Origin of the sequence: Spirillospora sp. NPDC049024, from assembly GCF_040649235.1 — a bacterium.
Classification (GTDB): Bacteria; Actinomycetota; Actinomycetes; order Streptosporangiales; family Streptosporangiaceae; genus Spirillospora.
This window is the reverse complement of record NZ_JBEZFD010000003.1, coordinates 258,711-279,428: the sequence shown is the minus strand read 5'-3', so window position 1 is coordinate 279,428 and position 20,718 is coordinate 258,711. Positions and strand designations below refer to the sequence as shown.

At 72.4% G+C, this 20,718-nt stretch carries 19 protein-coding genes and 1 pseudogene; 14 read left to right on the top strand and 6 right to left on the bottom strand.

Going from position 1 to position 20,718, the window contains the following annotated elements:
- Positions 1–542 precede the first annotated feature (542 nt).
- The 6 genes and pseudogenes from AB0C21_RS06865 to AB0C21_RS06840 all read left to right on the top strand — a co-directional run bounded on the left by AB0C21_RS06865 (position 543) and on the right by AB0C21_RS06840 (position 5,809).
- Positions 543–1,079, top strand: coding sequence for a lytic polysaccharide monooxygenase auxiliary activity family 9 protein (locus tag AB0C21_RS06865; RefSeq protein ID WP_149259960.1), 537 nt, complete (start codon positions 543–545; stop codon positions 1,077–1,079).
- Positions 1,079–1,999 carry a glycoside hydrolase family 19 protein gene (locus AB0C21_RS06860; RefSeq protein ID WP_500203092.1) on the top strand — a complete coding sequence of 307 codons (921 nt, stop codon included), beginning with the start codon at positions 1,079–1,081 and terminating at the stop codon, positions 1,997–1,999. Before AB0C21_RS06865 ends, AB0C21_RS06860 begins: the two co-directional genes overlap by 1 nt.
- A 289-nt stretch (positions 2,000–2,288) precedes the next feature.
- Positions 2,289–2,897 carry a SigE family RNA polymerase sigma factor gene (locus AB0C21_RS06855; protein ID WP_500203091.1) on the top strand — a complete coding sequence of 203 codons (609 nt, stop codon included), beginning with the start codon at positions 2,289–2,291 and terminating at the stop codon, positions 2,895–2,897.
- Positions 2,864–3,121: pseudogene (locus AB0C21_RS06850) on the top strand (hypothetical protein); the annotation flags it as partial. The gene AB0C21_RS06855 and the pseudogene AB0C21_RS06850, both read left to right, overlap by 34 nt.
- Positions 3,122–3,263: 142 nt before the next feature.
- Complete coding sequence (locus AB0C21_RS06845; protein ID WP_500203090.1) at positions 3,264–4,772, top strand: rhamnogalacturonan lyase; 1,509 nt, start codon at positions 3,264–3,266, stop codon at positions 4,770–4,772.
- A gap of 32 nt (positions 4,773–4,804) precedes the next feature.
- Positions 4,805–5,809, top strand: a complete 1,005-nt coding sequence (locus tag AB0C21_RS06840) for a pectate lyase family protein (RefSeq protein WP_500203315.1) — start codon at positions 4,805–4,807, stop codon at positions 5,807–5,809.
- Between the two features lie 48 nt (positions 5,810–5,857).
- Here AB0C21_RS06840 and AB0C21_RS06835 read toward each other — a convergent pair whose 3' ends face one another.
- From AB0C21_RS06835 to AB0C21_RS06825, 3 genes are all read right to left on the bottom strand, one after another.
- Positions 5,858–6,604: a TIGR03943 family putative permease subunit gene (locus AB0C21_RS06835; protein ID WP_500203089.1), complete on the bottom strand. Its 747-nt coding sequence runs from the start codon at positions 6,602–6,604 to the stop codon at positions 5,858–5,860.
- On the bottom strand, positions 6,601–7,641 hold the full coding sequence (locus AB0C21_RS06830; protein ID WP_500203088.1) for a permease: 1,041 nt from the start codon (positions 7,639–7,641) through the stop codon (positions 6,601–6,603). Before AB0C21_RS06830 ends, AB0C21_RS06835 begins: the two co-directional genes overlap by 4 nt.
- A gap of 80 nt (positions 7,642–7,721) precedes the next feature.
- Positions 7,722–8,015, bottom strand: a complete 294-nt coding sequence (locus AB0C21_RS06825; protein ID WP_500203087.1) for a hypothetical protein — start codon at positions 8,013–8,015, stop codon at positions 7,722–7,724.
- A 203-nt stretch (positions 8,016–8,218) separates the two neighbouring features.
- Here AB0C21_RS06825 and AB0C21_RS06820 point away from each other — a divergent pair, with 203 nt between their 5' ends.
- Positions 8,219–8,710, top strand: a complete 492-nt coding sequence (locus tag AB0C21_RS06820) for a hypothetical protein (protein ID WP_500203086.1) — start codon at positions 8,219–8,221, stop codon at positions 8,708–8,710.
- On the opposite strand, the gene AB0C21_RS06815 is transcribed toward AB0C21_RS06820, so the two are convergent.
- From AB0C21_RS06815 to AB0C21_RS06805, 3 genes are read right to left on the bottom strand one after another with little or no spacing between them, the layout of a single operon-like run.
- Positions 8,700–10,616 (bottom strand): DUF6807 family protein, encoded by a 1,917-nt coding sequence (locus tag AB0C21_RS06815; RefSeq protein WP_500203085.1) that lies wholly within the window; start codon positions 10,614–10,616, stop codon positions 8,700–8,702. The two genes, AB0C21_RS06820 and AB0C21_RS06815, sit on opposite strands and share 11 nt — an antisense overlap.
- Positions 10,613–11,656 carry a mandelate racemase/muconate lactonizing enzyme family protein gene (locus AB0C21_RS06810; RefSeq protein ID WP_500203084.1) on the bottom strand — a complete coding sequence of 348 codons (1,044 nt, stop codon included), beginning with the start codon at positions 11,654–11,656 and terminating at the stop codon, positions 10,613–10,615. The genes AB0C21_RS06815 and AB0C21_RS06810 overlap by 4 nt, the downstream gene beginning before the upstream one ends.
- A gap of 31 nt (positions 11,657–11,687) precedes the next feature.
- The gene (locus AB0C21_RS06805) at positions 11,688–12,575 is read right to left on the bottom strand and encodes an NAD-dependent epimerase/dehydratase family protein (protein WP_500203083.1); all 888 of its coding nucleotides are present in this window, start codon (positions 12,573–12,575) and stop codon (positions 11,688–11,690) included.
- A gap of 146 nt (positions 12,576–12,721) precedes the next feature.
- Between AB0C21_RS06805 and AB0C21_RS06800 the strand changes: the two genes are divergently transcribed.
- The 7 genes from AB0C21_RS06800 to AB0C21_RS06770 all read left to right on the top strand — a co-directional run bounded on the left by AB0C21_RS06800 (position 12,722) and on the right by AB0C21_RS06770 (position 20,710).
- Positions 12,722–13,684 (top strand): LacI family DNA-binding transcriptional regulator, encoded by a 963-nt coding sequence (locus AB0C21_RS06800; RefSeq protein ID WP_500203082.1) that lies wholly within the window; start codon positions 12,722–12,724, stop codon positions 13,682–13,684.
- Positions 13,681–14,697 (top strand): aldose epimerase family protein, encoded by a 1,017-nt coding sequence (locus AB0C21_RS06795; RefSeq protein ID WP_500203081.1) that lies wholly within the window; start codon positions 13,681–13,683, stop codon positions 14,695–14,697. The genes AB0C21_RS06800 and AB0C21_RS06795 overlap by 4 nt, the downstream gene beginning before the upstream one ends.
- A gap of 203 nt (positions 14,698–14,900) precedes the next feature.
- Complete coding sequence (locus AB0C21_RS06790) at positions 14,901–15,902, top strand: carbohydrate ABC transporter permease (protein WP_500203080.1); 1,002 nt, start codon at positions 14,901–14,903, stop codon at positions 15,900–15,902.
- A 4-nt stretch (positions 15,903–15,906) separates the two neighbouring features.
- On the top strand, positions 15,907–16,809 hold the full coding sequence (locus AB0C21_RS06785) for a carbohydrate ABC transporter permease (RefSeq protein ID WP_500203079.1): 903 nt from the start codon (positions 15,907–15,909) through the stop codon (positions 16,807–16,809).
- An 81-nt stretch (positions 16,810–16,890) separates the two neighbouring features.
- Positions 16,891–18,147, top strand: a complete 1,257-nt coding sequence (locus AB0C21_RS06780) for an ABC transporter substrate-binding protein (protein ID WP_500203078.1) — start codon at positions 16,891–16,893, stop codon at positions 18,145–18,147.
- An 86-nt stretch (positions 18,148–18,233) separates the two neighbouring features.
- Positions 18,234–19,517 (top strand): Gfo/Idh/MocA family protein, encoded by a 1,284-nt coding sequence (locus AB0C21_RS06775; protein WP_500203077.1) that lies wholly within the window; start codon positions 18,234–18,236, stop codon positions 19,515–19,517.
- A 104-nt stretch (positions 19,518–19,621) separates the two neighbouring features.
- Complete coding sequence (locus AB0C21_RS06770) at positions 19,622–20,710, top strand: dienelactone hydrolase family protein (RefSeq protein WP_500203076.1); 1,089 nt, start codon at positions 19,622–19,624, stop codon at positions 20,708–20,710.
- Positions 20,711–20,718: the final 8 nt, after the last annotated feature.

Genomic DNA, 20,718 nt, shown 5'->3' with positions numbered 1-20,718 from the left:
ACGAGGGCCCGCGCCTGGCCCTGTCGGCGCCGCCGTCCCGGCCGGACGCGGGAGTTCCCGCCGGTCAGGCGACAGAAATGGGTGGCCCGATCGTAGAAGGGCGGGGACGGCCCTCCAAGGGGTGTCCCGGTGACCGGAACCTGACCCGCGCCTGCCCCGGCTCCCCTTTCGGCCGCCCCGGGCAGGGGCATTGGACCGGGCTTTGGGCAGGGTCTTCGGCAAATTCTGCCGACCAATCGAGCCGGCGGCGGGGAATGGTGCCGAATCTTCTGGCCGGAGCCGGCTGGTTCGCTCCTCTGCCTGCACTGGTCCTGTCGTGCCTTTCCGGCCGCTTCGGCGAGGCCTTGCCTGGCGATCGCGCGCGGGGTTAACGTTCGCTCAATCCGATAGGAAAGTTTCCTATCCAATGGAGTGCTCATGCCCCGCGCCCCGCCCCTGACCGGCGACGCGCGCCCGCAGCGCGCGTCCGCCGTCCGCTCCCACGCGGCGGACCCCGCCGCGACGACATCCCATGACCACCCCCATCACGCAAGGAACCCCGCATGAAGAAGACCCCCCGCACGAAACGCTCGCGCAGGATCGCCGCCATCACGGCGGGTGTCGGAATCGCCCCGCTCGTCGCCGTGGTCATTCCGGCGACCTCGGCCTGGGCCCACGGGTACGTGTCGGCGCCGATGAGCCGGCAGGCCCAGTGCGCGCAGCGCATCGTCCAGTGCGGCTCCATCCAGTGGGAGCCGCAGAGCGTCGAGGGCCCGAAGGGCCTGCGCAGCTGCAGCGGCGGAAACGCCCGGTTCGCCGAGCTCGACGATGACGGCAAGGGCTGGCGGGCCACGACCGTCGGCCAGACGGTGACCTTCACCTGGACGTTCACCGCCCGCCACCGCACCGCGAACTACGAGTACTACGTCGGCGGCAGGCGCGTCGCCGTGGTGGACGGCAACAACCAGCAGCCGCCGTCCACGGTCTCGCACTCGGTCGACCTCGGCGGCGTCACCGGGCGGCAGAAGGTGCTGGCGATCTGGAACATCGCCGACACGGCCAACGCGTTCTACGCCTGCGTCGACGTGAACGTCCAGTGATGGCCGACCGCAAGGCGCGGCGCGTCCGCCGGCTGCTCGGAGCCCTGGTGTCGGGTGCCGTCGTGCTCGCGGCGGGCGCGCTGCCGGCCGTCCTGCCGGCGGCGCCGGCCCTCGCCGCGGACTGCGCCGCGGCGTGGAGCTCCTCCGCCGTGTACACGGGTGGTGCCACGGTGTCCTACGGCGGGCACAACTGGTCGGCGAAATGGTGGACGCAGAACGAGACCCCGGGCCGCGCAGACGTCTGGGCCGACCAGGGGACCTGCGGCGGGTCGTCCGATCCGGGTGATCCGCCCGGCCAGAGCGGGTTCGTGGTGAGCGAGTCGCAGTTCAACCAGATGTTCCCGAGCCGCAACGCGTTCTACAGCTACAGCGGCCTCACGGCGGCCATGGCGGCCTTCCCGGCGTTCGCCAACACCGGAAGCGACACGGTGAAGAAGCAGGAGGCGGCCGCCTTCCTGGCCAACGTCGACCACGAGACCGGCGGGCTGGTCTACATCGTCGAGCAGAACACCGGGAACTACCCGCACTACTGCGACGCGAGCCGGCCCTACGGGTGCCCGGCGGGGCAGGCGGCCTACTACGGTCGCGGGCCCATCCAGCTGAGCTGGAACTTCAACTACAAGGCGGCGGGCGACGCCCTCGGCCTCGACCTGCTGAACAACCCGTGGCTGGTCGAACGGGACGCGTCGGTCTCGTGGCGGACCGGGCTCTGGTACTGGATGACCCAGAACGGCCCCGGCACGATGACCGGCCACAGTGCGATGGTCAACGGCCGCGGGTTCGGCGAGACGATCCGCAGCATCAACGGCGCACTGGAATGCGACGGCCGGAATCCGGCCCAGGTGCAGAGCCGGGTGAACGCCTACCAGCGCTTCACCCAGATCCTCGGCGTCCCTCCAGGGAGCAACCTGACCTGCTGACGGATCTGACCTGCTGACGGACCCGGCCTGCCGGTCGACCTGACCGCAGGCGGAAGCGGCCGCCCGCAGGAACGGCGTACGGCCCGTGCCCGGCCACCCCGGGCGCGGGCCGGCCGCCGTTCCCGGTTCCGGGAGGGTCCGTGAGCCGTGCGGTGAAAGAGCTGTTGACGGGTCTGGGACGGGTCCGTACGGTCGTTGAGAAAGCGCTTTCTGAACGCGCCGGAGCCGGAACGGGTCCGGGGACCGCGGCCCCCGGTACCCCGTCCGGTCGATACCTGAGGCGGTGACGATGCTTCCGCTGCATCAATGGGAGCGCTCCCATGACGATTCACCGGACGAGTCCGCCCACGCCGAGTTCCATCGCTTCTTCCAGCGGCACCACCGCGAGCTGGCGCGGCTGGCCTTCCTGCTGCTCGGCGACCGGGACGGCGCCGACGACCTGGCCGCCGATGCCATGGCGGCCGCCTGGCAGCGATGGGACCGGGTGCGCGCCGCCGACCAGCCGGTCGCCTACGTGCGCCGAATGGTCGTCAACATGGCGCGGAGCCGGATCCGCGCCCTCGTGCGGGAGCGGGACAAGGCCGTGCGGCTGGGCGCCCGGATGGACGACCGCGTTCGCGAGCCCGACGTCCCGGCGGTCGTGGACATGCGGGCCGCCTTGCGGACGCTGCCCCAGCGCAAGCGCGCGTGCGTGGTCCTGCGGTTCGCCTTCGACCTGTCCGAGAAGGACACCGCCCGCGTCCTCGGCGTCGCGGTCGGCACCGTGAAGAGCCAGACCGCCAAGGGCGTCGCCGAACTGGCCCGCAGGCTCGACGACCGGCGGCCCGCCGGCCGAGCACCGTCCCGGACGGGGCTCGCGGGACGGTGCGGCAACCTTCCGGGCGCGGGCGGCGACTAGGGGGAGAAGACCCGCCCGGGCGCCCCGCCCCGCTCCCAAGGAAGTGGTCCGTGAGCCCCAAAGCCCTCCATCTCGCCCTGGCCGCCGCCGGAGCCGCGGTCCTGGCCGTTCCCGGTGCCGCGTCCGTCGCGCCGCCGAAGGCGCACGCCGCCGCCGCCCGGCAGGTCGAGGACCTCGACCGCGGCCTGATCAGCGTCCGCTCGGGCGACGGCAACTACGTCGGCTGGCGGCTGCTCGGCACCGACCCGCCCGCCACCGCCTTCGCCCTCTACCGCGGGGGGGACCCGCGTCACCACGGTCACCGGTTCGACCAACTACTGGGACCGGGGTGCGCCGGCCGACGCCTCCTACACCGTCCGGCCGATCGTGAACGGCGCCGAGGGGACGTCCTCCGAGGCTTCGCTCCGGTTCGGCGACGGTTACCTGGACGTGCCGATCCAACCGCCCGGGTCCGGCTACAGCGCCAACGACGCCAGCGTGGCCGACCTCGACGGCGACGGCCGCCTGGAGTTCGTGCTGAAGTGGGACCCGTCCGACTCCAAGGACAACTCGCAAAGCGGCTACACCAGCAACGTCTACATCGACGCCTACCGGCTGAACGGAACCCGCCTCTGGCGGATCGATCTCGGCCGCAACATTCGCGCCGGGGCGCACTACACCCAGTTCCAGGCCTACGACTACGACGGCGACGGCCGGGCCGAGGTCGCGATGAAGACCGCGGACGGCACGGTCGACGGCACCGGCCGGACCATAGGCAACGCGTCCGCCGACCACCGCAACTCCAGCGGGTACATCCTCAGCGGCCCCGAGTACCTCACCATGTTCGACGGCCGCACGGGCGGCGCCCTGCAGACCGTCGACTACGTGCCGGCGCGCGGCAACGTCTCGTCGTGGGGCGACTCCTACGGCAACCGCGTGGACCGGTTCCTCGCGGGCACCGCCTACCTGGACGGCGCCCGGCCCAGCCTGATCATGGCGCGCGGCTACTACACCCGGACGGTGATCGCCGCGTGGGACTGGCGCGACGGCCGCTTCACCCGGCGCTGGACGTTCGACAGCAGCAGCTCCACCAACGCCGGCCGCGGGTTCGACGGCCAGGGCTCGCACAGCCTGTCGGTCGGCGACGTCGACCAGGACGGCCGGGACGAGATCGTCTACGGCGCCATGGCGGTGGACGACAACGGCAGCGGCCTGTGGACGACCCGCACCGGCCACGGCGACGCCCAACACCTCGGCGACTTCGACCCCGCCCGGCCCGGACTGGAGTACTTCAAGGTCAGCGAGTCGACGGGCCAGCCGTCCTCGCTCTACATCGATCCGCGCGACGGGCGGATCCTGTGGTCGACACCGGCCTGCTGCGACAACGGCCGGGGCGTCGCGGGGGACATCTGGTCAGGACGTCCGGGCGCCGAGTTCTGGTCGGCCGCCGTCTCGGAGCTCCGCAGCGTCACCGGGAACAACGCGGGCCGCAAGCCGTCCACGATGAACTTCCTCGTCTGGTGGGACGCCGATCCGGTGCGCGAGCTGCTGGACGGGACCCGCATCGACAAGTACGGCCCGTCGGGCGACACCCGGCTCCTCACCGCCTCGGGCGTCCACTCCAACAACGGCACGAAGTCGGTCCCGTCGCTTTCGGGCGACCTGTTCGGCGACTGGAGAGAGGAGGTCGTCTGGCCCACCACCGACAACACGCGACTCCGCGTCTACACGACTCGGGACGTCACCGACCGCAAGCTCTACACGCTCCTGCACGACACCCAGTACCGGACAGCGCTGGCCTGGCAGAACACCGCCTACAACCAGCCGCCGCACCCGGGCTTCTTCCTCGGCGACGGCATGTCCACACCACCCCAGCCGCAGATCTACGTGCGGTGACGCGGCTCCACGCACCAGAAAGGCCCCCCGCCATGAAGACCAGAACCCTGCTCCTCGGAACGCTCGCCGCGTCCGCGGGCGTCGCCGTGACCGTCGCGTCCGGCGCGTCGGGCGCCGCCGCCCGGCCCACCCCTGTGCAGCCCGATACCGCCCAGCAGCCCGGCGCCGCCGTCGCGGCCGAGTCGTCCCCGGTCGGGTACGCGGCCATGAACGGCGGGACGACCGGCGGCGCGGGCGGCGCCACGGTGACCGCGACCAGCGCGTCCCAGCTCAACACCTACGCGACCGCGAGCGCGCCCTACGTCATCCGGATCACCGGCACCATCGCGGTGTCCGGCATGCAGAAGGTGGCGTCCAACAAGACGATCATCGGTGTCGGCACGTCGGGCCGGATCACCGGCGGCGGGCTCAACGTCTCCAAGGCCCGCAACGTCATCATCCGCAATCTGACGTTCACGGGGGCGAGCGACGACGCGATCAACGTCCAGTACTCGACGAACGTGTGGATCGACCACAACGACCTGTCCGACGGGTACGACGGCCTGACCGACATCAAGCGCGCCTCGGACTACATCACGGTGTCGTGGAACCACTACCACGACCACGACAAGACCGCCCTGCTCGGCCACAGCGACGGCAACGGTGGCGAGGATCTCGGGCACCTGCGCGTCACCTACGTGCACAACTGGTTCGACGGCACCAACCAGCGCCACCCGCGCGTGCGCTTCGCCAACCCGGTGCACGTGTTCAACAACTACTACAAGGGCATCGGCAGCTACGGCGTCGCGTCCACCGAGAACGCCGGCGTCCTCGTCGAGCGCAACTACTTCGAGAACGTCGCGCGACCGACCTCACTGCAGGAGGGCTCGTCCGACCAGGGCAACATCAAGGTCTCCGACAACTACCTGGTGAACTCCGGGACGCCCGCCACCCGCAACTCGGGGTCCGTCGCGGCGATCCCGTACTCCTACACGGCCGAGTCCGGCGGCGCGGTGAAGGCGACGGTCACCGCCGGCGCCGGCGTCGGCCACGTCTGACCGTGCCGATGCGCGCATGACGGCGGGCCCGGCCACTCCCGCGGGCGGTCACTCGTAGGGGTTGCCGGGCTTGCCGACCCGCTGGAGGGACCGTCCGCGCAGCGTCTGGACGACCGTCGCCCGGCGCCCGGTCGCGGGCGGCTCCCACACCCCGTCGACCGACACCCACGCGTCGGCGGGCGGCCGCGGCAGGCCGCGCACGATCACCGGGAACGGGACGGCGTCCCCCGCACAGCACGCGACCTTCAGCCGGACGAGGCGCCAGCCGCGCTCGCCCTTCGCCGGCGGGCTCACGAAGCCCGTCAGCCGCACCGGGACCCCCGCGAACGAGGCGGGGTCGCCGGTCTGCGCCTCGTAGGCGCGTCCGATGAACTCGCCCATGCTCATCGGGGCGGGCGCCCCCGTCCTCGGCAGCGGGGCGAAGCCCTCGGCGGGCGCCGGCGGGGGAGCGGCGCGGCCGGCGCCGCGCGCGGCGGTGAACGAGCCGAGCGCGGGCGGCGCGATCACGAAGACCGCCAGCACGGGCAGGCAGAGCAGCCACGCCACCCCCGGCCCGTGCGCGTGCCCGCCGTGGTCGCCGTGGGGTTCGTGGACGTCCTGGACGTCGCCGCCCGTGTCCCGCCACTCCCGGCGCAGCCCGGCGGCGCCCAGCACGACCAGGGCGATCGCCGCGGCCACCAGCGGGTAGCGGAACCCGGGCCGCACGTAGTTGACGTACTCGCCGCTGCCCAGCGTGATCCACAGCATCGCGCCGCCGAGCAGGACCAGCAGCAGGTTCTGCGCGGACCTGCTCACGGCAGCAGCCCTCCCACCAGCGCGCTGACCCCCACCGCCAGGCAGAACACCAGCGGGACGAACCGGATCGCGAAGCTCCGGCCGAAGAACCCGGCCTGCAGGGCGATCAGCTTGAGGTCCACCATCGGCCCGACCACCAGGAACGCCAGCCGCGCGGTGGTGGAGAACTGCGACAGGCTGGCCGCCACGAACGCGTCGGCCTCCGAGCAGATGGACATCAGCACGGCCAGCACCGCCAGCAGCAGGACCGACACCACCGCGTCACCGGCCGCCGACGCGACCCAGCTTGAGGGCACCGCGGCGTTGATGGTCGCGGCCGCCGCGGCGCCCACGACCAGGAACCCTCCGGCGTGCATGACGTCGTGCCGCATGGCCTGCCGGAACGCGTCCAGGCGTCCGGCGGCGCCGTGCGCGTCCGGCCGGGACGGCACCCTGAGCCACTCGCGCCTGCCCAGCGCAAGCCACGCCCACCCGGCCAGCACCGCGACGAGCAGCGAGGCGGCGAACCGCCCCGCCACCATCTCCGGCCGGCCGGGGAAGGCGACCGCGGTGGCGACCAGCACGACCGGGTTGATCGCGGGGGCGGCGAGCAGGAACGTGAGCGCGGCGGCGGGCGCCACCCCGCGCGCCATCAGCCCGCTCGCGACCGGCACCGAGGCGCACTCGCACCCCGGCAGCACGGCTCCCATCGCGCCCGCGACCGGCACCGCCGCCCCCGGCCGGCGCGGCAGCACCCGCCGCCACACCGATGCCGGGACGAACGCCGTGATCGCGGCCGACAGCGCGACGCCGAAGACCAGGAACGGCAGCGCCTGCACGCACACCGCCACGAAGATCGTGGCCCAGGCGTCCAGGGCTCGCGCGTCGATCCGCGGCGCCGCCCACGTCCGGCCCAGGACGAGGACCGCGGCAAGGGCTCCGAACGCCCACGCCGCCCGTGCTCCGGGCGCCGTGCCCGGTCCGCGTCCCCAGTCCGCCGGTGGAAGGAACTCCTCCTCGGCCGCCCGCAGGCCGGTGCGTTCGGTCATGCGGGCCATGGTTCCAGATGTCGCGCTTGCGACGCCTGGGGTCTGCCTACGGCCACATGACCGAGTTCACGATGTACGGCCGAGTTCGGCTAGCGCATCGCGTGGGTCGCGCGGCCTCCGGCCCGTTCGCCCATCTCGCCGCGCTGCTCCGGAACCTCGGCGATCGCTTCCTGCATCTCCTCCAGGCGCATGGCGACGCCGATGGCGAAGAAGGTCGGAGCCCACTCGCCGACGAAGATGCCCCAGCGGTCGGCGCGTTCCATGCCCCTTTCCTCAAGCCGGCTGGACAGCGCCCACGACGCGATAGCCAGGCCGACCGACCCGAGTCCGGCCGAGTACATGTGGTGCGACCTGATGCCCCGCTTGTGCAGTGTCTTGATCATTTTCCCCCCTTGGTCGGTCGGGCCGTACCCGGGCGTTCACCGGCACAAGCGCACATGGACCGGTTTTTGCCCACTCCGGACGTGCGGGTGTCCGGCCGCCGGGGAAGGGCGGCCGGACCGGGGGACCGCGGCGAGTACCCGGCCGTCCGCCGGGTACCGCGAGGTGCGTCGGCCGACGAGCGGCACCACCCGAGAGGACCCGTATGGAGACGACTGCCGGACCGTTCCTGGCGATCTACCTGAACGACCACCTCGCGGGCGCGGCGGCGGGCGTGGGGAGGTCGCGCGCGCTCGCCCAGGCGCACCAGGGCAGGCCCGACGAGGAGCGGTTGCAGGGGCTGGCCGACGACATCGCGGCCGACCGGGGAGCGCTGCTGGCCATCATGGGGTCGCTCGGCATCCCCGTCCGCCACTACAAGAGCATCGCGCTGTCCGTGGCCGAGAAGGCGGGACGGCTCAAGTTCAACGGCCGCCTGAAGGAGCGCTCCCCGCTGACCGACCTGGTGGAGTACGAGTTCCTGCGCCTGGCCGTCGAGGGCAAGGCCGCCGGATGGCGCACGCTGCGCACCCTCGCCGACCGGACGCCGGACCTGGACGCGGACGAGCTGGAGAAGCTGCACGAGCGGGCCGAGGCGCAGATCGACCTCCTCGAAGAACTCCGCAGGAGCGCCGCGGCCGAGGTCTTCACCGGGTGAGCGGCGCGGCCGCCCCCTCCGCGAGGGCGCGGGCGCGCTCCGGGGCGAGCCGCCCGTCCGCGACGACCACGGTGATCGCGCGCTCCAGCCGTTCCGGGACGGTGAGGGGCTCGTCCCACGCCGGTGCGGGCCCGACGCCCGGGTACTCGGCGACCCGGACGAACCACGGATCGAGCCCGGTGGTCTGGACGAACACCAGGCTCCACGCGTCGGAGGTCAGCGCGAGCCACGGGGTGACGCTGCCGTGCACGGCCTCCTCACCGGACGCCTCGCCGGTGAAGACGGCGAGACCGGCGGAGTCCTTGGGGGCGCGCCAGAAGAAGCCGCCGTACCCGGCGCCGGCCCGGCCCTTGCACGCCGAGCTCTGCAGGACGAGGGGCCGCCCGGTCCGGCCGGTCAGCGTGAACGCGAAGTCCAGCGCCCATGCGCCGGGCACGGCCCGCGCCACCAGGGTCCGCTCCTCGGCGGCGAGGACGGTCCCGTCCGGCCCCGTCCAGGCGAGCTCTTCCGCGTAGCCGCCGTCGACGGGACGGAGCGAGCGGCGCCGCTGCCTCCCGTGGTCGGCGAGCATCCTCGGCCCTTCGCCGCGGACGTAGGTGGATCCGCCCCAGAAGTTGACGCCGTCGACGTCGGAGATCGCGACGCTCACACCGAGGTGGTGGACGTGGTCCTCCGGGCGGCTCTCGGTGACGACCGTCCCGCCGAGGGTCCGCACCGGGTGCAGGTGGGGCCTCGGGGCGTCGGTGGCCTGGAGGTCGCCGCGCTGGACGTATTCGGCCACCTCCCGCCCGTCCACTCGCAGCGAGGTCTGCGGCCACGGCGCCCGCACGGACCCCAGGCTGCCGGGAAAGCCCAGCTCGGAGAGGGTCTTCAGGTCCTCGGCGGCGCGCACGGCCAGATCCGCGATACCCGGCAGGACCAGCCTTGACGGCTCGGCCCGGACGAACCGCGCCTCGATCGGACGCGGGTCGGGCGCGAGCCGGATCGCGTCGAGCAGCCGGGTGAAGCCTCCCGTGCGGGCGAGCGGCACGAGGAGCTTCGCGCCGTCCCGCACGTGCGCGACGAGGTTGTCGAGCAGGTCCGCCCGGCCGTGGCCGGTGACGACCCCGTCCGCCTCGATCTCGTCGACCGTGTAGAAGAGGCGCGCGGACCGGTCCCGGCCGTGCAGGTGCAGGTAGGGCTCGGTGCGCCGGTCGGAGCAGAGGGAGACGGTGATCGCGATGACCGTCCCGTCCGCGAGCCGGACCCGCGCGCTGGAGGTGTCGTCGGACTCGATGGCGTTGGCCCGGTACAGCTCCAGCTCGACGTCGCTGATCGACTCCGCCGTGTCGGCCCCGGCCACGGCCAGGGCGGTCGCGACCGCGTGGGCGAAGGGGTTGGTGAGGGCGCCGTCCATGACGTCGGCGCCGTCCAGCCTGCGGCGGCCCGCCCAGGCCGAGCGGGTGTAGTAGCCGAACGGCCGGCTCCACGCCCCGGCCACCCCGATGCCGCGCAACGGTCCGCCGACCGGCTCCCGGGCGGCCTGGATCGCGTCCGAGCCGAGCGACTGGAAGCCGACCTGGCACGCCAGCCCCGTCCGGGCCACCGCAGCGGAGATCCTTTCGAACTCCTCGACCGACGGCGCGGGCGGCTTCTCCAGGAGCACGTGCGCGCCCGCGTCGAGGGCGGCCACGGCCAGCGGGGCATGGGTGTGGATCGGGGTGGCGATCACCGCGATCTCCGCCCCGGTCTCGCGGATCAGCGCGGGCAGGTCCGCCGACACGGGCACGCCGAGCCCGGACGGCGGCCGCACGTCGCAGACGCCGGCCAGCTCGACCCGGCCCGCCGCGCCGAGCCGGGCGACGTTGTCCAGATGGTGGCGCCCGTACCCGTGGACCCCGGCCACGACGACCCGGACCGGCCTCACCGGGCCCACCTCGTCGGCGCGCCCGTCGCGCGCAGTTCCGCACCGGTGATCTCCACGGGGGACGGGGCGGCGAGCAGCCCGAGGTCCGCCAGCGAGGCGTCCTCGACCAGTTCCACCATCGGGGGATGGTGCAGGGCGAGGGCGAGCTGCCCGGACAGCTCGGTGAGCAGGTGCGGGTAGACGGGCACGTCGAAGACGCGGGCGAGGTCCGCGATGCGCAGGAACGGGGTGATGCCGCCGACCCGCACCACGTTCGGCTGGACGACGTCGCAGGCCCCCGCGGTCAGCAGGTCGCGGAAGCCGTGCACGGTGGCGACGTTCTCCCCGACCGCGATCGGCGTGCCGATGCCGCGGCGCAGTTCCGCGTGGGCGGCGATGTCGTCGGCGGGCAGCGGCTCCTCGATCCAGAACAGGTCGAAGCGCTCAAGCGCCCGCAGTGCGGTCCGTGCCCGGTGCAGGTCCCACCGCTGGTTGGCGTCGATCATCAGCGCCGTGTCCGGGCCGACGGCTTCGCGGACGGCGGCCACCCGCGCGACGTCCTCGGCGAGCGAGGGACGGCCCACCTTGACCTTGACGGCGGGGTATCCCTCGGCGGCCCACCGCGCGGCCTGGGCGGTCAGTTCCTGCAGCGTGTAGTGGAGGTTGACGCCGCTCCCGTAGACGGGGACGCGGTCCCGCCGCGCCCCGAGGACCTCGACCAGCGGACGCTCGCCGCACTCCAGGTCCCACAGCGCCAGGTCCACACCGGCCATCGCGAGCGGGACGATCCCGGTGCGTCCCGCCTCACCGAGGTGGGCCGACAGGCGGTCCCAGACGAGCCCGGGGTGCGCCGGAAGCCCGATCACCGCGTCCCGGACGTCGTGCTCCAGCAGCGCCTTGACCGCGTGCGCTCCGATCTGCGGGGTCCAGGAGACGCCGGTCCCCGAGCGTCCGTCGTCCAGGGTGAGCGTGACGACCAGGACGTGGTTGCAGGGCACGTCCGCGCCCCACGGCCGGGCCAGCGGCACCGACCGCGGCGCGACCGACAGATCCTTGATCATTGGAGGGTCCGTTCCATGGGCGAGCGTCCCTTCAGGAGAGCTCGGTGCGCCAGCTGCGCTCGGGGGTCCAGCCCAGCAGCCGTTCGGCCTTGGCGGAGGAGAAGGCGGGGGAGGCGCCGGTGAGGGACTCGGCCCGCTCCCCGGCCTGCGGGACGAAGCGGGGGAGCAGCTCGGCCAGCGGCTCGCGGGCCAGCGCGTCGGCCGCGCCCGCGAAGAACACCTCGCCGTTGCGCTCCAGCCGGGGCAGCCCGGCGAGCAGGGCGTCGACGAACGCGCCGGCGTCGCGGGCGTCGATGTAGTTGAACAGCGAGGCGCCGCCGATCTCGGGCCGGTCGAGCCGCTCGCGGATGGTGTGGCCCGACTGGGTGGGGGCGCCCTCCCACTCCTCGGGCGCGACCACGAAGCAGGGCCGGAACGCGGCCATCCGCGTGCCCTCCGCCGAGCGGGCGAACGTCTGCACGGTCTGCTCGGCGACCAGCTTCGACAGGCTGTAGACGTTCCAGGGCCGGGTCGGGTGCTCCTCGTCCAGCGGCAGGTAGTCGGGCGCCCAGCCGCCGGGCGCGCCGTAGCCCATCACCGTCGGGCTGCTGGCGACGACCAGCCGCTCCACGCCGAGCGCGACCGAGGCCGCGCAGACGTTGAAGGCGAGCTGGGTGTTGACGCGGAACGTCGTGGCGTCCGTCCGGCCGAAGGGGACGGCGATGGCGGCGAGGTGGACGACCGCGTCCGGCCGGAACCGGGTGACGGCGGAATGGGCCTCGCCGAGGTCGGTGAGGTCGGCCGGTAGGGTGGCGGCGGCGTCCCGGGGGGTGCCGGGGGCGGTGTCGACGCCGATCACCTCGTGCCCGGCGGCCGCCAGCACGGCCACGACGCTTCGGCCCAGCCGGCCCGCGCTTCCGGTGACGAGCACTCTGCTCACCGCGGCGACTCCTTCGATCTCCCTGCAAACAGTTGCAGTAACGATCGCTCCATCCTTGGCGGTACGTCAAGTATCAGCTTTTGACCAGGAGAAACACTCCGTGGGCTCTGCTGTGACGTGCAAACGGTTGCGTTAGGATGGGCGCCATGGCAGTGACGATCCGGGATGTGGCGCACGCCTCCGGCGTGCATGTGTCGACGGTGTCGCGGACCTTCTCCGCGCCCCACATGGTCAACGCCGAGACGCGGACCCGGGTCCTCGCGGTGGCCGAGCGGCTCGGCTACCGGCCGAACCGCGCGGCCCGCTCGCTCACCACGGGCCGGACCAACAACCTCGGGCTGATCGTGGCCGACCTCGCCAACCCGTTCTTCCCCCCGCTGATCAAGGCCGCCCAGGCCGCCGCCCGCGGCCAGGACTACCACCTGTTCGTCGCCGACACCGACGAGGACCCCGCGGAGGAGCAGGACCTCGTCCAGGCGTTCTCCAAGCAGGTGGACGGCATCGTGCTGTGCAGCCCGCGCTCGTCCAACAAGGCCCTGGAGAAGCTGGCCGAGACGATCCCGTTCGTCCTGGTCAACCGGCGTATGCGCGGGGTGCCGACCGTCGTCATGGACGTCGCCCAGGGCGCCCGCGCCGCGATGGAGCACCTCGCCGCGCTCGGCCACCGGCGCGTCGCCCTCGTCTCGGGGCCGGCCGGCTCCTGGACGAGCGGCGAGATCCGCCGTGCCGTGGCCGACGTGCCCGGCCTCGACACGCTCGTCATCGGCCCCAACGCGCCCACCGAGAAGGGCGGCATCGCGGTCGCCGAACGGGTGGCCGAGGCGGGGGTCACCGGGGTCCTGGCCTACAACGACCTCGTCGCGATCGGCCTCATCGAGGCGCTGGAGGAGCGGGGCGTCAGCGTGCCCGGCGACGTCAGCGTGATCGGCGTCGACGACAGCGTCACCGGGCGGCTGCACCGGCCGAAGCTCACGACGGTCGCGATGCCGACCGCCGACGCCGGCCGCATGGCCGTCGACCTGCTCATCAAGTCGATGAGCGCCGCCACCGTCCTGGAGACGCACCTGGTCGTCCGCGAGTCCACCGCCCCTCCGAAAGGATCCCCATGAGGCTTCACGACGGCGCTCCCGGCGCTACTCCAGAAAACGACGCCACCCCCGAATCCGGCGCCGGGCTCGACTTCGGTGTCACGCCGGAAGGGGAGCGGGTCGAGCGGCACGTGCTCGACAACGGGCGGCTGCGCGCCTCCGTCCTCACCTACGGCGCGATCCTCCAGCGGCTTGAGATCGCCGACGGCGCCGACGTCGTCCTGGGGCTCCCCACGCTGGAGGACTACCTGCACCGCAGCCGGTACTTCGGCGCGGTCGTCGGCCGGTACGCCAACCGCATCGCCGGGGGCAGGTTCACGCTCGACGGCAGGGAGCACCGCCTCGCCGTCAACGACGGCGCGCACAGCCTGCACGGCGGCGTCCGCGGCTTCGACAAGCGGGTGTGGCGCGCGGAGTCGGCGGGCCCGGCGGAGCTGCTGCTGAGCCTGGTGAGCCCGGACGGCGAGGAGGGCTACCCCGGAGAGCTGCACGCCCAGGTCCGGTACGTCCTGGACGGCGACGCGCTGCGGCTGGAGTACCGGGCCACGACCGACGCCCCCACGCTGGTCAACCTGACCAACCACTCCTACTTCGACCTGTCCGGCACGCGGGACGTGCGCCGCCAGGTGGTGACGATCGAGGCCGACCGGTACCTGCCGGTGGACGAGGGGAAGATCCCCACTGGCGAGCCCGCCCCGGTGGCCGGGACGCCGTTCGACTTCACCGTCCCCACCCGGGTGGGCGCGCGGCTCGGCGGCCGCTACGACCACTGCTTCGTGCTCCGGGGCGGGGCGGCGGTCGCCGATCCGGCCACCGGGCGCACGATGGAGGTCACCACCACCGAACCGGGCGTCCAGTTCTACACCGGCCACATGCTGGACGGCGTCGCCACGCCCTACGGCCCGTTCGCCGGGCTGTGCCTGGAGACCCAGCGCTTTCCGGACGCGCCGAACCGGCCCGCGTTCCCGTCCGTGGTCCTGCGGCCCGGCCAGGAGCACGTTTCGGTCACCACCTACCGCTTCGGTCAGGCCTGAACTGCAAGCGGTTGTAGTAACAGCTCGCAACCCGCAACAATCTGGCGCTCGCGCTGCGTGCTGGATCTCCGCATGACCTGGGAAGATCCGAGACGACCTTGGAGCCGATCGTGAGCCAGCTCACTGCAAAGGGTTGACGGGATCGACGGCGGAGCTATAAGAAAGCGCTATCTCAATTCGCCCGACTGACCGAGGGGCCAGTGATGACGCTGAGATCCGCGGGGTCCGGCACGGCGGCGACGCCGCAGCCGCCGGTCGTGCCGCCCGCCGGGGCGGGCGCGCCGCGGTGGAGGCGCGGGCGCCGGCGGCGTGCGGGCTCCCGCGCACGCTCGCAGGCGTGGGCGGCCCACCTGTTCCTGGCGCCGTGGTTCATCGGCCTGTTCGCCGTCACGCTCGGCCCGATGATCGCCTCGCTGTACCTGTCGTTCACCGACTACAGCCTGCTGAGCGAGGCGCACTGGGTCGGCCTGAAGAACTACGACACGATGTTCACGGCCGACGACCGGTTCATGAACTCCCTCAAGGTCACGACGACCTACGTCGTCGTCTCCGTCCCGCTGCAGCTCGCGTTCGCCCTCGGGCTGGCGATGGCGCTGGACCGGGGGCTGCGCGGGCTGTCGTTCTACCGGTCGGTCTTCTACCTGCCCTCCCTGCTCGGCGGCAGCGTGGCGATCTCGATCCTGTGGCGGAAGATCTTCGGGACGGACGGGATCGTCAACACGTTCCTCGGCTGGTTCGGCTACCACGGCCAGGGCTGGGTCACGAGCCCCGACACCGCGCTCTGGACGCTGATCGTCCTGCACGTCTGGACGTTCGGCGCCCCCATGGTGATCTTCCTGGCCGGGCTGCGGCAGATCCCGCAGAGCCTGTACGAGGCGGCCCGGGTGGACGGCGCCGGCCGGATCCGGCAGTTCCGCTCGATCACGCTGCCGCTGCTCACACCGATCATCTTCTTCAACGCCGTGCTGGAAGTGATCAAGTCGTTCCAGTCGTTCACGCAGTCGTTCGTCGTCAGCGGCGGCAACGGCGGGCCGGTCGACTCGACCCTCTTCTACACGCTCTACCTCTACATCAAGGGCTTCAAGAACTACGAGATGGGCTACGCGGCCGCCATGGCGTGGGTGCTCCTGCTCATCATCGCGGCCCTGACCGCCGTCAACTTCCTCATGTCTCGATTCTGGGTCTTCTATGGCGACGACAGGTAAGCGCATGGCGAAAGGCGACCGCGCGAAAGGCGACCGCGCGAAGGGCGGCCCGGCGACGGGCAAGCGCGCGCCGCTGCTGTTCCGGCCCGTTTCGCGGCTGACCAGGCACCTGCTGCTGATCGCGTTCGGGCTGTTCATGCTCTACCCGCTGCTCTGGATGATCTCCAGCTCGGTCAAGCCCGAGGAGCTGATCTTCCGGGAGCCCGGCCTGGTGCCGTCCGAGGCGACCGGCGAGAACTACTCCGAGGGGTGGGTCGCCCTCAAGCACTCCTTCGGCTACTACCTCTGGAACTCCGCGGTCATCACGTCCCTCGCGGTGGTCGGGAACCTGCTGGCCTGCTCGATGGCGGCCTACGCGTTCGCCCGGCTGGAGTTCCCGCTCAAGCGGGTCTGGTTCGCGGTCATGCTGGGCTCGATCATGCTGCCGCACCATGTGACGGTCGTGCCGCAGTACATCATGTTCAACAAGATCGACTGGATCAACACGATCTGGCCGATCGTGGTGCCGAAGTTCCTCGCCACCGACGCGTTCTTCATCTTCCTGATGGTGCAGTTCATCCGCACCCTCCCCCGGGAGCTGGACGAGGCCGCGGCGATCGACGGCGCGGGCTACTGGCGCACGTTCCTGCAGGTGGTGATGCCGCTGTGCGTCCCGGCGCTGGCCACCACGGCGATCTTCACCTTCATCTGGACGTGGAACGACTTCTTCACCCAGAACCTCTACCTCACCAACTCCGACAAGCTCACCGCCCCGGTCGCGCTGCGCCAGTTCATGGACTCCAGCGGCGACTCCTCCTGGGGGCCGATGTTCGCGATGTCGATCATCTCGCTCGGCCCCATCTTCGGCTTCTTCCTGGCCGGCCAGAAATACCTCGTCCGAGGAATGGCGACGACCGGCCTCAAATAGGCCCCGCTCCCGCACGGGCTCCCGCCCTCCCGAACCGGCCCCCCGTCCCTCCCCACCCCCGTCCCCGGAGGTACACGACTGATGAAGCGCATCCTGGCGGCCACCGCCCTCACCCTGCTCGCGGTGTCGGCCACCGCGTGCGGCAGCGGTGACGGCGATTCCGGCGGCAAGAACAAAATCGTCTTCTCCTACTGGGGCAGCGACTCCCGGCAGAAGCTGACCGAGGCGGCCATTGCCAGGTTCGAGGCGAAGAACCCGGGGATCGACGTCGAGGGCGACTTCTCGGACTGGGACAGCTACTACGAGAAGCTCGCCACCAAGACCGCCGCCGGGGACGCCCCGGACGTCATGTCGATCGAGATCCGCGGCCTGGGGGAGTACGCGGGCCGCGGCACCCTCGCCGACCTGACCGGGAAGGTGAACACCGCCGACCTCGACCAGAGCGTCCTCAAGGCGGGCCAGGTCGACGGCAAGCAGTACGCCGTCCCCACCGGGGTCAACGCCTTCCCGATGATCGTCAACAAGGCGGCCCTGGAGAAGTACGGCCAGAAGATGCCGGACGACAAGACCTGGACCTGGGACGAGTACATCGCGACGTCCCAGGAGATCACCGACAAGAGCGGCGGCAAGGTCTGGGGCACCGAGTACAACGAGAACCCGGCGTTCCTGCAGATCTTCGCCGCGCAGCGCGGCGAGCAGTTCTACGGCGACGGCAAGGTGGCGCTGTCGGAGCAGACCATCAAGGACTGGTGGGCCCTGCTCAAGAAGATCATCGACACGAAGGCGGGTCCGGGCGCCGCCAAGATGCTGGAGACCGGCACCAAGGTCGACCAGGCGCTGCTCGCCACCAACACCAGTGTGTTCGGCAGCTGGTGGAGCAACCAGCTCGACGCGCTGACCAAGGGCTCCGGGCAGGAGCTCGACCTGCTGCGCATGCCGAAGGCGCCGGGCGCCTCCGCCTCGGGCATGTTCCTCCAGCCGGCGATGTACTACACGATCTCGTCCCGGACCGAGAAGTCCGAGAACGCCCGCAAGTTCGTCGACTTCCTGGTCAACGACCCGGACGCCGGCGCGATCCTGCTCAGCGACCGGGGCCTGCCCACCAACGCCAAGGTCATCGCGGCGATCAAGGGCAAGCTCACCCCGGCGGACCAGAAGGTGCTGGCCTTCATGGAATCGATCAAGAGCGACCTCAGCCCGGTGGTCGTCCCGCCGAAGGGCGCGATGGAGATGGAGGACATCCTCAAGCGCGCCACCGACTCGGTGCTGTTCGGCAAGGCGCAGCCGGACGCGGCGGCCAAGACCTTCCTCACCGAGGCCGACAACGCGCTGTCCTGACGTCCGACCCGTGACGAGCCGTGCGGCCCGAGGACGGGCCGCACGGCGCCACCCCCCGGCTCCATTCCCTCTCTGGAGTTCCCCGCATGCGATACGCCTTCGTCGGGCTCGGCCACCGGGCGCAGATGTACGTCGACGCGCTGCTCGGCGAGTGGAGCGACACCGGTGAGATCACCGCGCTCTGCGACCCCAACCGGACGCGCCTGCGCTACCACCTCGACCGGATCGGCCGCGAGGTGCCGTGCTTCGCCCCCGAGGAGTTCGGCGCGATGCTCGACCTCGCCGACGCCGTCGTGGTCGCGACCGTCGACGCCGCCCACGCCCGCTACGTGGTCGCGGCCCTCGACGCCGGCAAGGACGTCGTCGTGGAGAAGCCGCTGTGCACCACCGCCGAGGACTGCGCCGCGATCGCCGAGGCGGCCGAGCGCGCTCCGGGCAGGCTCGTCGTCACCTTCAACTACCGGTACGCGCCGCGCAACAGCGCCGTCCGCCGGCTCATCGCGGACGGCGCGATCGGCGAGGTCACCTCGGTGCACTTCGACTGGGCGCTCGACACCGTCCACGGCGCCGACTACTTCCGCCGCTGGCACCGCGACAAGGCGAACTCGGGCGGGCTGCTGGTGCACAAGTCCACCCACCACTTCGACCTGGTCAACTGGTGGATCGCCGACGCCGCCGCCTCCGTCTACGCGCAGACGTCCCTGCGCTTCTACGGCGCCGCGAACGCCCGCGCCCGCGGCCTCGCCGACCGGCCCGCCCGGGCCCGCGGCGCGGCGCGGCTCGGCACCGACCCGTTCCTGCTGGACCTGTCCGCCGACCCGCGGCTCAAGCGCCTCTACCTCGACGCCGAGCACGAGGACGGCTACCTGCGCGACCAGGACGTCTTTGGCGAGGGCGTGACGATCGACGACAACATGGCGGTCCTCGTCCGCTACGAGGGCGGCGCGCTGCTCACCTACTCCCTCAACGCGCACGCGCCCGCCGAGGGCTACCGCGCGGTCGTCAACGGCACCGCCGGACGCCTGGAGTTGGACGTCGTCGAGCGCGCCTGGACGCCGCCGCACGCGGCGATCGACCCGACCGCGTCCGGCAAGGAGCACGCCGCGGGCGCGTCCGAGCGGCTCGTGCTGCACCGGCACTGGCGGGAGCCGGAGGAGATCGCGATCGAGAAGGGCGCGGGCGCGCACGGCGGCGGCGACGCCCTGCTGCTGGACGACGTGTTCCGCGGGCCGTCGCGTGACCCGCTCGCCCGCCAGGCCGGATACCGCGCGGGCGTCGCGAGCGTGATGATCGGCGTGTCCGCCGACGAGTCCGCGACGACCGGCGCCCCCGTCGCACTCACGGCGGGCGGCACCCGCCGGGCCGACTGATGCGCCCCCGCCCACCAGCCCCCCCGCCCCAAGCAGACTCCGCCGGTCCAGCGGGGTTCGCGGGCCTGGCGGAGGTCGCCTCACGGCAGCGCGGGCTGTTCCCGGTGCCGGGGTCCGGCCTGCGCGAACGGCTCAGGGACGTGCTGGGCGTCCTCGACCTGCGCGCCCGTGACGTCCGGGTCGAGCGGCGCTGGACACGCGACGGGCTGGACGGGGAGGAGCTCTCCTGGACGGTCGGCTTCGGGCCACGCACCCGCGCCTACCTGCTGCGTCCGCACGGCGTCGCCGGCCCGCTGCCCGGAGTCCTCGCGATGCACTGCCACGCGGGCATGAAGTGGGCGGGCAAGGACAAGATCGCGGACGGTCCGGAGCCGCCGGCGCCGGAGGTCGCCCGTCTGCGCGACCGGCTCTACGACGGCCGCGCCTACGCGGGGGAGCTGGCCCGCCGGGGCTTCGCCGTGCTCGCCCACGACGTCTTCGCCTGGGGCAGCCGCCGGTTCCCGCCGGCCGACCTGCCGCCGGTGGAGGGCATGGGACCGGACGCGAGCGAGCCCGACCGCTACGACCGCGCCGCCCGCGGCCACGAGCACGTCCTGGCGAAGGCCTGCACCCTGATGGGCACCTCGTTCACCGGCGTCCTCGCCTCCGAGGACCTGGCGGCCGCCGCGTACCTGCGCTCCCGCCCCGACATCGCCCGCTTTTCGAACATCGGCCCTGCCTCGGCCGCCGTCTCCGGCTCGGCCACCGCCTCCGATCCGGACGCCGGCTCTGTGGCCGCGATCGGGCTTTCGGGCGGTGGGGTGCGCGCCGCCGTCCTGGGCGCGCTCGATCCCGGTGTCGGCGCGGTGGCCGTGGCCGCGGCCGTGTCCTCTTTCCGCGACCTCCGCGAGGAACACGTGGCGGCCCACTCCTGGATGATGTTCCCGCCGGGCCTGACCCGGCTGGCGGACTGGCCGGGCGTGGTGGCTTCGCGCGCCCCGGCTCCGCTGATGGTCCTCTACGCCGCCGCGGACCCGCTCTTCCCCGCCCGGGGCATGCGCCGGGCGCACAGGCAGATCACCGACGCCTACCGGGACGCGCCCGCCCGCTACACGGGTGCCTTCTTCGACGCACCGCACCGCTTCGACCGCGCCATGCAGGACGCGGCCTTCGACTGGCTCGCCGGCGCGGTCGCAGGCGAAGCGTTCCCGTAGACGCCGCC